Here is a 14,018-nt window from a genome sequence, read left to right as displayed (position 1 = left end):
CTGTTCAGACAGCAGCCGTTGCTCCCATTCCCGCATCGCCTGCGCCCCGGCTTTCTCAAACCAGGGCGAGACTGCAGCTTGACGGGGGGGCGGGGCGGCAGGCATTTTCCAATTCTATGCGACTGATCGCCCTGCCCGCATTCCAGGACAACTACATCTGGGCGTTGCAAACGCCCGATGAGCGCACGATTTTCGTCGACCCAGGCCAGGCCGGGCCGGTATTGGAAGCCGCCGCGCAAGGCATGCAGCCCGCTGCCGTCCTGCTCACCCACCACCACGACGACCATATCGGCGGGGTGGCGGAGCTGCGCCAGCGCTGGCCGCGGCTGCGGGTGATCGCGCCGAAAGATGAACGCATCGCCTTGGATTGTGAACGAGTCAGCGAGGGCGACAGGGTAGAATTGTCCGGCTTCGGTTTCACCGTGATGGAAGTCCCCGGTCACACCCGAAGCCACATTGCCTACTACGGCCACGACCATTTGTTCTGTGGCGACATGTTGTTCAGCTTGGGCTGTGGACGCATGTTTGAAGGTACGCCGGCCCAGATGTTGGCCTCGCTACGGCGAATGGCCGCCCTGCCCCCACAGACACTGGTCTGCTGCGGGCACGAATACACGCTGGCCAATGCCGTGTTTGCGCGGCATGTCGACCCCACCAACGCGGCATTGCAACGCCGCCAACAGGAAGCCTCGGACATGCGCAGCAGTTCTCGTCCTACCGTTCCCGCCGTATTGGCCGGTGAACTCCAATGCAATCCCTTTCTGCGTACCACCGATACCGCCATCATCGCAGCGATCGCGGCGCGGCTTGGTCGCGCGCCCACTGATGAAGTGGAAGTTTTCGCCGAATTGCGGCGGTGGAAAGACGGTTTTACCGCATGAGGCGGCTCTGTCTGCCGTTGGCGCTGGGGATGTTGCTGAGCGCGGTCGGAAACACCACCGCCCAAGCCCTCCCGGTCAGCGCCGGCATGACCCAGAACGTCGCCGCGCTCACCGCACTACCGCTGGACCCGGCATTGCTGCCGGCCCCGACCACCCGTAACGGACGCGAGATCTTCGCCAACTTCCGTGAGGGCCTGGCTGCACCACAGTGCGACGCCGAAGCCACCAGCGCACGCTGGCGCAAGCAGTTCTCGCACGCCCCGTCACGGCTGGGCAATGTCGAGGATGATGCGCTGCCGCTGTTCGGCTATGTGGTCGATGAACTGCGCGCGGCCAACCTGCCAACCGAATTCGCGCTGATCCCGTTCGTCGAAAGCGGCTACCGCCCCGGCGCCCGCAACGCCAGCGGCCCGGCCGGGCTGTGGCAGTTCATCGCCACCACCGCGCGCAACCACCGCGTACCGATGGAAAAGGGCTATGACGGCCGCCTGTCGGCGGTGGATTCCACCCGCGCGGCAGTGCGCTACCTGAAAACCCTGCACGGCATGTTTGCCGGCGACTGGCAACTGGCGGTGATGGCTTACAACGCCGGTGAGTACCGCATCCTGCAGTCACTGCGTCGTGGTGGCATGAATGCCCAGAACGCCAACGCTGCCGAGCTGCCGGGGCTGTCGCCGATCACCTACGCCTATGTCGAGAAGCTGCATGCACTGGCCTGCGTGCTTGAGCAGGCCGAGCACGAGCCTGACCTGATGGCCTCGCTGGACCGGCAGGTGCCGATCCTGAAGGGCCATACGCTGCCGGCCAACACCACGCTGGCCGCCTGGTCGGCACAGAACGCCTTGGACCCGGCTCGCATCGCCCGGCTCAATCCGGCCCTGACCAGTTCGCGCTCCGGCACCCGCGTACTGGCACCGGCCGCCGCCATTGGCAGCGTTGAGACAGACAACCGCGACAGCGTGCTGGTGGCCACCCGCGACGCCGCGCCTGCAGCGGCTCCGGCAGCCACAGTGGCCTCGGCCAGCAGTCGCCCGACAGCGGCTGCACGCAGCGTGGCATCGGCCAGCAGCAATGGCCGCCGCCATACCGTGCGCAGCGGCGAATCGGCCTGGACCATCGCCCGCCGCTACGGCATTTCGGTCAAGACCCTGCTGTCATCCAACAACCTCGATGCCAGCGCCGTGCTGAAGCCCGGCATGGTGCTGCGTTACGAGGAAGTGCGCTGAGCCCGGAAGCGACTGTAGGAGCGGCGTAAGCCGCGAAGCTGGGGGCAATCGAATTGCCGCAATCTGCGCAATCAGATGGATGATTTCCCAGCCAATACCGTTACCGCATGCAAACCAGAAGCCCGGCCATTGGCCGGGCTTCTGCGTTTCATGTAGTGCCGAGCCTGTCATGTAGTGCCGAGCATGGCCCGACACGCGTTTGTGGGAGCGGTATCAGCCGCGAAGCTGGGAGTAATGAAATTGCTGGCATGTCCGCTATCGGGTGGAACTTGAGCTTCGCGGCTTACGCCGCTCCCACAGCTATCGGTTGGGTGCACCGGTACGGCCCCTGCCGAGCCATGGCCCGGCACGCGTTTGTAGGAGCGGCGTAAGCCGCGAAGCTGGCGGCAATGAAACTGGCGGAATGCCCGCAGTCGGATGGATCGTTAGCTTCGCGGCTCACGCCGCTCCCACACCTATCGGTCGAGCGCACCGGGAATGCCCCTGCCGAGCATGGCTCGGCACTACAGGCTGTGCTTGTAGGAGTGGCGTCAGCCGCGAAGCTGGGAGTAATGAAATTGCTGGCATGTCCGCAATAGGGTGGATCTTGAGCCTCGCGGCTCACGCCGCTCCCACAGCTATCGGTCGAGCGCACCGGGAATGCCCCTGCCGAGCATGGCTCGGCACTACAGGGCTGCGTTTGTGGGAGCGGTGTGAGCCGCGAAGCTGGGAGTAGTGAAATTGCCTGCATGCCCGCAATCGGGTGGATCTTGAGCTTCGCGGCTCACGGCGCTCCCACAGCTATCGGTCGAGCGCGCCGGGAACGCCCCTGCCGAGCATGGCTCGGCACTACAACAAACAAAAAGCCCGGCGATGCCGGGCTTTTTGCGTTTACTGCAGCGCGTTGATCAGAGCTGCGATTCTTCGACCTGCACCTTGTAGCGCTTGCGCATGCCATCGACGTAGGCCTTGGCAGCCGCTGCACCGTCAATCTGGCTCAGCTGCTGCTTCAGCATGGTCTGCTGCTGCTCCGGTACTTCAGCCGGGTTGCCCGGGGTCACCTTGGTCACCGCGAACACCGCATAACGGCCCGGCTCCATCTCGACCTTGCCATAGCTGGGCTTGTCGCCTGCCGGGGCGGCCGCGGTGAACACCACACGGTTCGCTTCAGCGGTCGGCATCGGTGCGTTGCGCGGCAGGCCCGGCATCGGCAGCAACTGCAGCTGCTCGGACGCAGCCAGGGCCCGCAGCGTCTGGCCAGCGGCCAGCTTGGCCAGCAACGCATCGGCGGCCTTCTTCGAGGCCTCTTCGGTACGGTGTGCGCGCACCGCGGCAATCACCTGCTCACGCGCCTGTGCCAGCGGGATCGCCTGCTCCGGAGTGTGCTCGGTGACGCGGATCATCACGTTGTGGTTCGTGCCCAGCTCGATCGGGTCGCTGACCGTGCCGTCTTCCTTCAGTGCATCGGAGAACACGGCCTTCAGCACCGCCGGGTTGGCCGCGATACCGCTGGCAGTGCCACGGTTGAACGGACCCAGGGTCTGCACCGGCAGGCCCACTTCCTTGGCGGCCGAACCCAGCTCGGTCGGGTTCTTGTAGACCAGGTCAACCAGACGGCCGCTCAGCTCGTTGAACGCTTTTTCGCTGTCGGCCTGCAACTGCTCGGCGGCCAGCTGGTCACGTACTTCCTCGAACGGACGGCCTTCGCCACCCTTGATCTCGCGCAGCTTCAGCACGTGGTAGCCGAACTCGGTCTTGACCGGGCCAACCACCTCACCTGCCTTCATCGCGAACAGCGCATCTTCGAACGGCTTGACCATCACGCCGCGCTCAACCCAACCCAGGTCGCCACCGGCATCCTTGGAACCGGGATCTTCCGAGTTGGCCTTGGCCAATGCGGCGAAATCCGCGCCCGGCTGCTTGGCTTCGGCCGCCAGCTTGTTGGCCTTGGCCTCGGCGGCTTTTTCGTCGCTGCCGGTGGGAATCAAAATGTGCGAGGCCAGGCGTTGGTCGGCGCTGACAAAACGCATCTTCTCGTCTTCGTAGCGCTGGCGCAGGGTGGCCTCGTCGGCCGCAGCCACCGCCGGCATGTTGGCGGCGTTGATTTCGACGTATTCAATTGTGGCGCTTTCCGGCTGGCGGAAATCCTTCGGGTGCGCCTTGTACCACTGGTCGATCTCGGCATCGCTGACCGCTGCGGTGTCGGCGGCAACCGCCGGCAACAGCGCGAATTCAACGTCGCGGGTTTCGCCCAGCAGCTTCAGCAGACGCTCGCTTTCACCCTTGGTCACGAAGCCCGACTCGGCCAGTGCGGACGGAATGATCGACTGCTGCAGGCTGCTGCGCACCAGCTGCTCGAACATGGCCGGCGTGCGCGGCGGCATGCTCTGCGCCAGCGCCAGGCGGTACTGGTCCGGATCGAACTTGCCATCCTTCTGGAATGCCGGGATCGCGGCGATGTAATCGCGCACGGCCTTGTCGCCGATGACGATATGCGCGTCTTCCGCAGCCAGGCGCACAACCTGCTCGTCGATCAGCTGATCGAGCACGGCGCGCTTGTTCTCGGCGGTTTCAAATTCGCGCGGGTCGAAGTTGTCGCCCTGCTGCTCGCGCGCTTGCAGGCGTGCCTGCTCGAAGCGCGCACGGAAGTCCTCGACGCTGACCTCGTGGTGCTTCCACAGGAAGGACATCGGCCACCACGACGGTGCCGAGGTCCACCACGACGGCGGTGCCGACACCTTGGCAACGTTCTGTGCGCCGACGCCACCGAGGTAGCTGTTGTCGATCACAAACAGGAACGGGATCATCAACAGGCCCATGATCACCGTAACGATCCAGCCTGAGGTCTTGTCGCGAAGTTTCTGCAGCATGGGAAAATCGAGGCCTGAGTGGCGAGCCGGGCAGTTTAACCCGCTTCCTGCCCCGCGCCCAACTCAGCCGCTGCCAACAATGAACCAAAAAAAAGCCCCCGGCTTGCGCCGAGGGCTTTGAGACAACTGGCGGAGCGGACGGGACTCGAACCCGCGACCTCCGGCGTGACAGGCCAGCATTCTAACCAACTGAACTACCGCTCCACATTTGACTCGACCACCACCGGTTACCCGGGGCGCGCGCTCCGAAAAGCGACTTGATTAAATGGCGGAGCGGACGGGACTCGAACCCGCGACCTCCGGCGTGACAGGCCAGCATTCTAACCAACTGAACTACCGCTCCACATTTAATTTTTTAGTTTCCTCTCCCTCTTGAGGAGTTTGAGAAAACAAGGCCCCCGATTGCTCAGGGGCCAATTTGAAACTGGCGGAGCGGACGGGACTCGAACCCGCGACCTCCGGCGTGACAGGCCAGCATTCTAACCAACTGAACTACCGCTCCACACTTTCAAACTGTTACCGCGATGCTTAACTTGGTGGGTGCTGAGGGTTTCGAACCCCCGACCCTCTCCGTGTAAGGGAGACGCTCTACCGCTGAGCTAAGCACCCCAGCTGAGCCGCTTAGTTTACAGCGTCTTTCAGAGCTTTACCAGCCTTGAAGGCAGGATTTTTTGCAGCAGCGATTTTGATCTCTTCGCCGGTCTTCGGGTTGCGACCGGTGCGTGCAGCGCGCTCGCGAACCTGGAACGTACCGAAGCCCACCAGAGTCACGGCCTCACCCTTCTTCAGGGCCTTGGTGATCTCGGCGATGACGGCATCAACCGCACGGCCAGCTTCAGCCTTGGACAGGTCAGCAGCACCGGCAACGCCATCAATCAATTCGGTCTTGTTCATTCTGTAAAACTCCCTTTGCGGTAATCCGCGGAATTATTGAGTGGCACCCGTACGTCCCCAAGACGCACGACTGCCGAAGAACCTGCAAACACGCCAGCAAAAACCTGCTGCTGCGTGAGTCGCACTTTTATACCAGCGCCCCCCTACCCGCGCAAGCTGAAAAGCCTTTAATGACGCGGGTTTCAGGGGGTTTTACGTTCACACTTCAGTGCTTGACGCGGGCGGTTGGAGCTGCCTTCGACTTGCCGCGAACTGCGACACGCTGCGCATTTTTACCTGCTTTCTTCGGTGCCAGCGGCGTCGCCAGTGCGATATCCAGCACTTCGTCGATCCACTTCACCGGCACGATGGTCAGGTCGCGGGTGACGTTGGCCGGGATATCCACCAGGTCCTTGCGGTTCTCTTCGGGAATGACCACGGTACGGATGCCGCCGCGCAGCGCGGCCAGCAGCTTCTCCTTCAGGCCACCAATGGCGGTAACGCGACCACGCAGGGTGATTTCGCCGGTCATCGCCACTTCGGCCTTCACCGGCACCTTGGTCAAGGTCGACACCAGCGACGTCACCATAGCGATACCGGCACTGGGGCCGTCCTTCGGGGTGGCGCCATCGGGTACGTGCAGATGCACGTCGTGCTTCTGCAGGAAGTCGACATCGATGCCCAGGGTTTCGGCGCGTGCACGCACCACCGACAACGCGGCCGTCGCAGACTCCTTCATCACGTTGCCGAGCTGGCCGGTCAGGGTGACGGCACCCTTGCCCGGAATCAGCGTCGACTCGACCTGCAGCAGTTCGCCGCCGACTTCCGTCCAGGCCAGGCCGGTGACCAGACCGATCTCGTTTTCTTCCTCGGCGCGGCCGAAGTCGAAGCGCTGCACACCCAGGTACTTGTCCAGGTTCTTCGAATCCACCACCACCAGCGCCTTCGGCTTCCTGGCAGATTTCTTGGCAGCCGCCTTCTTCGCCGGCTGCGGGCCGGCCAGGGCGATTTCCTTCACCACCTTGCGGCAGATCTTGGCGATTTCGCGCTCGAGGTTACGCACGCCGGATTCGCGCGTGTAATAACGCACGATGCCGCGGATGGCATCTTCCTCGATCGCCAGCTCTTCGGGCTTCAAGCCATTGGCCTTTAGCTGCTTGCTCAACAGATAACGCATGGCGATGTTGAGCTTCTCATCCTCGGTGTAACCCGGGATGCGGATCACTTCCATGCGGTCCAGCAACGGACCCGGGATGTTCAGCGAATTGGAGGTGGCCACGAACATCACTTCGCTCAGGTCCAGATCGACCTCGAGGTAGTGATCGTTGAAGGCGTTGTTCTGCTCCGGGTCCAGCACCTCGAGCAGCGCCGAGGACGGATCGCCACGGAAATCCATCGACATCTTGTCGATTTCATCCAGCACGAACAGCGGGTTCTTGCTGCCGACCTTGTTGAGGTTCTGCACGATGCGGCCCGGCATGGAACCGACATAGGTACGGCGATGGCCACGGATCTCGGCCTCGTCGCGCACGCCGCCAAGCGACATGCGCACGAACTTGCGGTTGGTGGCCTTGGCGATGGACTGACCCAGGGAGGTCTTGCCCACGCCCGGCGGACCAACCAGGCACAGGATCGGGCCCTTCATCTGCTTCACCCGCGACTGCACGGCAAGGTATTCAAGGATGCGATCCTTGACCTTGTCCAGGCCGTAATGGTCGGCGTCCAGCGTGTCCTGGGCGACCTTCAGGTCCTTGCGGACCTTGGTGCGCTTCTTCCACGGCACGCCCAGCAGCCATTCCAGGTAGTTGCGCACCACCGCGGCTTCCGCCGACATCGGCGACATCTGCTTGAGCTTGTTGAGTTCGTTCTTGGCCTTGGCCTCGACCGCCTTGGGCATGCCGGCCTCGGCGATCTTGCGCGCCAGTTCTTCCATCTCACCGGGCGCTTCATCCAGGTCACCCAGTTCTTTCTGGATGGCCTTCATCTGCTCGTTGAGGTAGTACTCGCGCTGGCTCTTCTCCATCTGCGACTTGACCCGGCCGCGGATGCGCTTTTCCAGTTGCTGCACGTCGATCTCGCCATCGACCAGGCCGACCAGCATTTCCAGCCGGTCACCGACCTGCAGCGTTTCCAGCAGCTTCTGCTTGTCGGCCAGGCGCACGCCGATGTGCGCGGCGATGGTATCGGCCAGGCGCGTGGGTTCCTCGATGCCAGCCAGGGTCTGCAACAGCTCCGGCGGCAGCTTGCGGTTGGTCTTTACGTACTGCTCGAACAGGGACATCAGCGAACGGGCGATCGCCTCGATCTCACGCGGCTCGCGCGATTCGTCCGATTCAATTTCAACGCCGTGACCCTGCAGCGAGCCGTCCTGCTCGTAGACCTTGTCCACGGCAACGCGTGACAGGCCTTCGACCAGGACCTTGATGGTGCCGTCGGGCAGTTTCAGCAGTTGCAGCACCTGCGCCAGGGTGCCGACCGTGTACAGGTCGGCGGCCGCCGGGTCGTCGGTTTCAGCGGACTTCTGGGCCAGCAGCAGGATGCGCTTGTCGGCCTCCATCGCGCGCTCCAGCGCCTGCATGGACTTGTCGCGGCCCACGAACAGGGGGATGACCATGTGCGGGAACACCACCACGTCGCGCAGCGGCAGGACCGGCAGGTCGAGAACTTCGAGTTGGGACTGGGCCATGGGGGCTCCGAGATTCGGTGGAGGCTAAATAAAAAAAGCCGATGGCCCCGTTATGGGGCCATCGGCGAGGTGTTGCAAGAGCTTCTGAAAGCTGAACGTGAATGGCAAAGCGCCTATTCACGTCGCTTTGCCCGGGTTCAGTCGCCGGAGGCAGCCTTGGCCGGTTCCGGCGGCGTCTGGTACACGATGTACGGCTCGGACTTGTTCTCGATGACCGACTCGTCCACCACCACCTTGCTGACGTTTTCCTGCGAGGGAAGTTCGTACATGGTGTCCAGCAGCACCGACTCGACGATGGTGCGCAGGCCACGGGCGCCGGTCTTGCGCTTGAGCGCCTTCTTGGCGATGGCCGACAGCGCGTCGGGGCGGAACTCCAGCTCCACGCCTTCCATCTCGAACAGCTTCTTGAACTGCTTGGTGATGGCGTTCTTGGGCTCGGTCAGGATCTGGATCAGGGCCGGCTCGTCCAGTTCTTCCAGGGTCGCGACCACCGGCAGGCGGCCAACGAATTCCGGAATCAGGCCGAACTTGATCAGGTCTTCCGGCTCCACTTCGGCCAGCACCTTGCCCACTTCCTGCTTGCGCTCGGCACTCTTGACCTTGGCGCCGAAACCAATGCTGCTGGTATCGGAGGAACGCTGCTGGATCACCTTGTCCAGGCCGGCAAACGCGCCGCCGCAGATGAACAGGATGTTCTTGGTGTCGACCTGCAGGAATTCCTGCTGCGGGTGCTTGCGGCCGCCCTGCGGCGGAACGCTGGCAACCGTGCCTTCGATCAGCTTCAGCAGTGCCTGCTGCACGCCTTCGCCGGACACGTCACGGGTGATCGACGGGTTCTCGCTCTTGCGCGAGATCTTGTCGATTTCATCGATATAGACGATGCCCTGCTGCGCTTTCTCGACGTCGTAGTCGCACTTCTGCAGCAGCTTCTGGATGATGTTTTCCACATCCTCGCCCACGTAACCGGCCTCGGTCAGGGTGGTCGCGTCAGCCATGGTGAACGGCACGTTGAGCAGGCGCGCCAGCGTTTCGGCCAGCAGCGTCTTGCCCGAACCGGTCGGGCCGACCAGCAGGATGTTGGACTTGGACAGCTCGACGTCGTCGCTCTTCTGACGGCTTTCGATACGCTTGTAGTGGTTGTACACCGCCACCGCCAGCGTGCGCTTGGCGCGGTTCTGGCCAATCACGTACTGGTCGAGCACCTCGAGGATCTCGCGCGGCTTGGGCAGCGAACTGCGCGCCGACTGCGCCTTTTCCTCAAGCTCCTCGCGGATGATGTCGTTGCACAGCTCCACGCATTCATCACAGATGAACACGCTCGGGCCCGCGATCAGCTTACGAACTTCGTGCTGACTCTTGCCGCAGAACGAGCAGTACAGAATCTTGCCACTGCTGTCCCCGGTACGACCTTGCCGGTCTTCGCTCATGCTTCGCTTACCCAGTTGCGTCCCCCTCTGAACAGGGGGTTCAAATTCGAGAATAGCACAGGGCCGGAGGGACATCAGTCCGGTTCCGACCCTGCAAAATAGGCCGCTTTTACTGGCCGTTCAACGCATCAGGAGGCCTGGATGCTCTCTTCCGGACGGCGCTCCAGCACCTGGTCCACCAGCCCGTAGGCCGCAGCTTCGGCCGCGCTCTTGAAGTTGTCACGCTCGGTATCGCGCGCGATGGTCTCCAGATCCTGGCCGGTGTGCTTGGCCAGCACCTCGTTCAGGCGCGAACGCAGGGTGAGGATTTCACGTGCGTGGATGTCGATGTCCGAGGCCTGACCCTGATAGCCGCCGAGCGGCTGGTGGATCATGACGCGCGAATTCGGCAGCGCGAAACGCTTGCCCGCGGCACCGGCAGCCAGCAGCAGGGCGCCCATCGAGGCGGCCTGGCCGATGCAGGTGGTGCTCACGTCCGGCTTGATGTACTGCATGGTGTCGTAGATCGCCATGCCAGCAGTGACCACGCCGCCGGGCGAGTTGATGTAGATGCTGATTTCCTTCTCCGGGTTTTCCGATTCAAGGAACAGCAGCTGCGCCACCACAACGTTCGCCATGTGGTCGTCGATCGGACCGACCAGGAAAATCAGGCGCTCTTTGAGCAGGCGCGAGTAGATATCGTAGGCGCGCTCGCCGCGGCTGGTCTGTTCGACCACCATCGGAACCATGTTCAGAGCTTTGGTTCGGTTGTCCATTACGTGAGGCACCTATTTTGGGAGGGAACTCCCCGCGCCATGGCGCGGGGATGGAACACCACCAGATTACTGGCGGATGGCTTCCTGGAACGTCAAGGCCTGCTCGGTGTGCTGGGCACGCTCGGCGATCCAGTCGATGACCTGCTCTTCCATCACACGGTTCTGCAGGCCAGCCATAAGCTGGGGATCATTGCGGTACATCTCAATGACCTGCTCCGGCTCTTCGTAGGTCGAAGCGATCAGGCGCATGGTTTCGTTCAGGCGCTTCGGGTCCAGGCGCAGCTCGTTCTTGCGGGCCACTTCGCCGACCAGCAGGCCGACCAGCACGCGCTTGGAGGCGGCGTCCTTGAAGCCTTCATGGGCATCAGCCGGCACTTCGCCCGGGTTGCCGCCCTGGCGGCGGATGGCGTCCACCTGCTGGGCCAGCATCGAACGGGCTTCGCCCTCGACCAGGCGCGGCGGCAGTTCGACCGAGGAATAGGCGGCAATCAGCTGCTCGCCCACTTCGCGGCGCAGACGGTTCATCAGCGCGCCCTTGAGCTCGCGCTCCAGGTTGGAACGGATGTCGGCGCGGAACTGTTCCACGTCGCCGTTCTTCACGCCGAAGCTCTTGATGAAGGCGGTGTCCACTTCCGGCATGTCCTGCTCGGACACTTCGGTGATCTTGACGGTGACCTGCACGGTCTTGCCCGCCAGTGCCGGCACGCGCCAGTCAGCCGGGAACTCGACGTCCAGGGTCTTTTCCTCGCCCTTGGCCAGCCCGACCAGACCCTTTTCGATCTGCTCGAACATCATGCCCTGGCCGATGATGATGGTGCCCTTCTCGACGCCTTCCGCCGGCAGACGCTCATCGCCGGCCTGCGACCAGGTTTCCAGGCCAACCAGGTCGCCTTCCTGGGCACCGCGTGCAACCGGCTTCCAAGTGCGGCGCTGGACGCGCAGGTTTTCGATCATCTGGTCGATGTCGGCATCGCTGATCTCGGCAGTGTGGCGCACGATGTTCAGCTTGGTGACGTCGACATCGCCGAAGTCCGGGATCAGCTCGACGGTGGCGACGAAGTCGAATTCGCCTTCGCCGGCCTTGTCGATGCGCGGGTTGCCGGCAATGCGCAGCTCGTGCTGGCGCAGCGCGGCATCGAAGGTTTCACGCAGCAGGCCGTCCATCGCCTCGGCACGCACCTGCGGGCCAAAACGCTGCTCGATCACCTTGGCCGGCACCTTGCCCGGGCGGAAACCCTTGATGCGCGCGGTGCGCGCGATTTCGCCCAGACGGCCGCTGATGTGCCCCTGCAGGCGTTCTTCCGGCAGCGAGAAGCTCAGGCGGCGTTCCAGATTGCCGGTGGATTCGATCGAAGCTTGCATGTTGACTCCTGCCACCGGCGGCAACCGCCCCGGTTCGATGTGATGGATGAAACGGTTGTAGGGCGCGGTTATGCACCGCAGCCCTTTAGTTTGGCCGATATCGCCCGTGGCCGCCAGCGGGCGGACCCATACAGGTTCATTGAAATACGCCAGAGCGGGCAAAAACACCACTGACTGGTGCGAAAGGGGGGACTCGAACCCCCACGCCTTGCGGCACTGGAACCTAAATCCAGGGCGTCTACCAATTCCGCCACTTTCGCAATACTGACTCAGCACGCCATTGTTGCAGGAGCGCCAGCAAAGCGGAAGCCAGCCCCGCCTGCGCGCATCTTCAACAAAGACCGGCGGACATGCCGCTTCGGCTAAGAAAAAAGCCGCCAGATTTCTCCAGCGGCTTCTTGATTTGGTGGGCTGTCAAGGATTCGAACCTTGGACCTATTGATTAAGAGTCAACTGCTCTACCAACTGAGCTAACAGCCCTGAAACTTCGAGGTGAATCCTACACTACAAGCGTGTATTTCGCACCCGCCCAAAACACCGGGCTTACATAAAAAGAGAAAGCCGCTGGATTGCTCCAACGGCTTTCTTGATTTGGTGGGCTGTCAAGGATTCGAACCTTGGACCTATTGATTAAGAGTCAACTGCTCTACCAACTGAGCTAACAGCCCCGAAAATCAGGAGGCATATATTGCACCAACCTGACCTTTTTTGCAAGCCCGGATTTTACTCCGAAGCCTTGAAACAGTGGGGTGGCTGAGGGGATTCGAACCCCCGACCACCGGAATCACAATCCGGTACTCTAACCAACTGAGCTACAGCCACCACTGAAACCTTACTTAACCTACCGCTTGCACCTGATGGTGCGCCCGACAGGAATCGAACCTGTAACCGCCGGCTTAGAAGGCCGGTGCTCTATCCAGTTGAGCTACGGGCGCTCTGACCGGATTGTCGCACTCCAACACGCGCTTGGTGCATTGGATGGTCGGGGTAGAGGGATTCGAACCCCCGACATCCTGCTCCCAAAGCAGGCGCGCTACCAGACTGCGCTATACCCCGGCGGTGAATCCTTCCGATGCCCCGGAAAGGTCGGCTATTGTGGTAATTAACGCGGTATCTGTCAACGGTAAATTTCACTTTATTTGATGCGGGTATGCTGGACGCCTTTCCGCACACTTCACAGCAACGGAGCTTTGCATGCGCAGCGGCAACCCTGCCCTTTCCGATTCCACCTTCCTCGACCTTGGCACCGGCAGCGTGGTCTCACGCGGCGCCGATGCGATGACCATCAACGGCACCGTCAACAAGACCGGCTTCCTGTTGCTGCTTGCGGTACTGACCGCGGCGTTTGCATGGAACGGCACGCTCAGCGACAGCGGCGAGCTGCTGCCGGCAGCCAAGTTCTACCTGTGGGGCGGCATGATCGTCGGCTTCATCCTGTCGCTGGTGACCATCTTCAAGAAGACCTGGGCACCGGTCAGCGCGCCGCTGTATGCATTGGCGGAAGGCCTGTTCCTGGGCTCGATTTCGGCAATCTTCGAAGCACGCTTCAACGGCATCGTGTTCCAGGCGGTGCTGCTCACCTTCGGCACCCTGTTCGCACTGCTGTTTGCCTACCGCAGCGGCCTGATCAAGGCCACCGAGAACTTCAAGCTGGGCGTGGTCGCGGCCACCGGCGGCATCGCGCTGGTGTACCTGGCCACCATCGTACTGGGCCTGTTTAACATCCAGATCCCCTACATCCACGGCTCGGGCCTGATCGGTATCGGTTTCAGCCTGTTCGTGGTGGTGGTGGCGGCACTGAACCTGGTGCTGGATTTCGACTTCATCGAAAGCGGCGTCGAAGCCGGCGCACCGAAGTACATGGAGTGGTACGGCGCGTTCGGGCTGATGGTGACCCTGGTGTGGCTGTACATCGAGTTCCTGCGCCTGCTGTCGAAGCTGCAGTCGCGTAACTGAGAT

9 protein-coding genes and 10 tRNA genes are annotated in these 14,018 nt (G+C 62.4%); 3 read left to right on the top strand and 16 right to left on the bottom strand.

The genetic code is table 11. The annotated features are described in order from the left end of the window. The first annotated feature begins 116 nt into the window (after positions 1-116). The gene (gene gloB, locus BCV67_RS14510) at positions 117-881 is read left to right on the top strand and encodes a hydroxyacylglutathione hydrolase (RefSeq protein ID WP_062168927.1); all 765 of its coding nucleotides are present in this window, start codon (positions 117-119) and stop codon (positions 879-881) included. Between the two features lie 29 nt (positions 882-910). Next, a complete protein-coding gene (locus BCV67_RS14505; protein WP_428999522.1) occupies positions 911-2,107 on the top strand; it encodes a transglycosylase SLT domain-containing protein in 1,197 nt (398 codons plus the stop codon). 887 nt (positions 2,108-2,994) lie between these two features. Here the strand turns inward: BCV67_RS14505 and BCV67_RS14500 are convergent. From BCV67_RS14500 to BCV67_RS14425, 16 genes are all read right to left on the bottom strand, one after another. Further along, complete coding sequence (locus BCV67_RS14500; RefSeq protein ID WP_062168929.1) at positions 2,995-4,956, bottom strand: peptidyl-prolyl cis-trans isomerase; 1,962 nt, start codon at positions 4,954-4,956, stop codon at positions 2,995-2,997. Positions 4,957-5,083: 127 nt separating this feature from the next. Beyond that, a tRNA-Asp gene (locus BCV67_RS14495) sits at positions 5,084-5,160 on the bottom strand. Positions 5,161-5,222: 62 nt separating this feature from the next. Further along, positions 5,223-5,299 (bottom strand) — tRNA-Asp (locus tag BCV67_RS14490). Between the two features lie 82 nt (positions 5,300-5,381). Then, positions 5,382-5,458 (bottom strand) — tRNA-Asp (locus BCV67_RS14485). 32 nt (positions 5,459-5,490) lie between these two features. Continuing rightward, positions 5,491-5,565: transfer RNA gene (locus BCV67_RS14480), tRNA-Val, on the bottom strand. Between the two features lie 12 nt (positions 5,566-5,577). Further along, positions 5,578-5,850, bottom strand: coding sequence for an HU family DNA-binding protein (locus tag BCV67_RS14475; protein ID WP_057629314.1), 273 nt, complete (start codon positions 5,848-5,850; stop codon positions 5,578-5,580). Between the two features lie 205 nt (positions 5,851-6,055). Next, positions 6,056-8,515 carry an endopeptidase La gene (lon, locus tag BCV67_RS14470; RefSeq protein ID WP_062168931.1) on the bottom strand — a complete coding sequence of 820 codons (2,460 nt, stop codon included), beginning with the start codon at positions 8,513-8,515 and terminating at the stop codon, positions 6,056-6,058. A gap of 137 nt (positions 8,516-8,652) precedes the next feature. Beyond that, the gene (gene clpX, locus BCV67_RS14465) at positions 8,653-9,942 is read right to left on the bottom strand and encodes an ATP-dependent Clp protease ATP-binding subunit ClpX (protein ID WP_062168933.1); all 1,290 of its coding nucleotides are present in this window, start codon (positions 9,940-9,942) and stop codon (positions 8,653-8,655) included. A gap of 128 nt (positions 9,943-10,070) precedes the next feature. Then, positions 10,071-10,697: an ATP-dependent Clp endopeptidase proteolytic subunit ClpP gene (gene clpP, locus BCV67_RS14460; RefSeq protein ID WP_062168936.1), complete on the bottom strand. Its 627-nt coding sequence runs from the start codon at positions 10,695-10,697 to the stop codon at positions 10,071-10,073. A gap of 66 nt (positions 10,698-10,763) precedes the next feature. Then, positions 10,764-12,059: a trigger factor gene (gene tig / locus BCV67_RS14455; RefSeq protein ID WP_062171701.1), complete on the bottom strand. Its 1,296-nt coding sequence runs from the start codon at positions 12,057-12,059 to the stop codon at positions 10,764-10,766. Positions 12,060-12,234: 175 nt separating this feature from the next. Further along, a tRNA-Leu gene (locus BCV67_RS14450) sits at positions 12,235-12,319 on the bottom strand. Between the two features lie 144 nt (positions 12,320-12,463). Continuing rightward, positions 12,464-12,539: transfer RNA gene (locus tag BCV67_RS14445), tRNA-Lys, on the bottom strand. Positions 12,540-12,651: 112 nt separating this feature from the next. Then, positions 12,652-12,727, bottom strand: a tRNA-Lys gene (locus BCV67_RS14440). A 77-nt stretch (positions 12,728-12,804) separates the two neighbouring features. Then, positions 12,805-12,881 (bottom strand) — tRNA-His (locus BCV67_RS14435). Positions 12,882-12,917: 36 nt separating this feature from the next. Continuing rightward, positions 12,918-12,994 (bottom strand) — tRNA-Arg (locus BCV67_RS14430). A 44-nt stretch (positions 12,995-13,038) separates the two neighbouring features. Next, positions 13,039-13,115, bottom strand: a tRNA-Pro gene (locus tag BCV67_RS14425). Between the two features lie 138 nt (positions 13,116-13,253). Here BCV67_RS14425 and BCV67_RS14420 point away from each other — a divergent pair. Continuing rightward, positions 13,254-14,015 (top strand): Bax inhibitor-1/YccA family protein, encoded by a 762-nt coding sequence (locus tag BCV67_RS14420; RefSeq protein ID WP_062168937.1) that lies wholly within the window; start codon positions 13,254-13,256, stop codon positions 14,013-14,015. The last annotated feature ends 3 nt before the right edge of the window (positions 14,016-14,018 follow it).

This window comes from Stenotrophomonas nitritireducens (assembly GCF_001700965.1).
GTDB classification, from domain to species: Bacteria; Pseudomonadota; Gammaproteobacteria; order Xanthomonadales; family Xanthomonadaceae; genus Stenotrophomonas; species Stenotrophomonas nitritireducens_A.
The sequence above is the reverse complement of the archived record's forward strand: the minus strand, read 5'-3'. Positions and strand labels throughout refer to the sequence as shown.

Bases quoted from the DNA above. Each gene is read 5' to 3' on its own strand.
- clpP (WP_062168936.1), bottom strand. From the start codon at position 10,697: ATGGACAACCGAACCAAAGCTCTGAACATGGTTCCGATGGTGGTCGAA.
- BCV67_RS14475 (WP_057629314.1), bottom strand. From the start codon at position 5,850: ATGAACAAGACCGAATTGATTGATGGCGTTGCCGGTGCTGCTGACCTG.
- lon (WP_062168931.1), bottom strand. From the start codon at position 8,515: ATGGCCCAGTCCCAACTCGAAGTTCTCGACCTGCCGGTCCTGCCGCTG.
- tig (WP_062171701.1), bottom strand. From the start codon at position 12,059: ATGCAAGCTTCGATCGAATCCACCGGCAATCTGGAACGCCGCCTGAGC.
- gloB (WP_062168927.1), top strand. From the start codon at position 117: ATGCGACTGATCGCCCTGCCCGCATTCCAGGACAACTACATCTGGGCG.
- BCV67_RS14420 (WP_062168937.1), top strand. From the start codon at position 13,254: ATGCGCAGCGGCAACCCTGCCCTTTCCGATTCCACCTTCCTCGACCTT.
- BCV67_RS14505 (WP_428999522.1), top strand. From the start codon at position 911: ATGTTGCTGAGCGCGGTCGGAAACACCACCGCCCAAGCCCTCCCGGTC.
- BCV67_RS14500 (WP_062168929.1), bottom strand. From the start codon at position 4,956: ATGCTGCAGAAACTTCGCGACAAGACCTCAGGCTGGATCGTTACGGTG.
- clpX (WP_062168933.1), bottom strand. From the start codon at position 9,942: ATGAGCGAAGACCGGCAAGGTCGTACCGGGGACAGCAGTGGCAAGATT.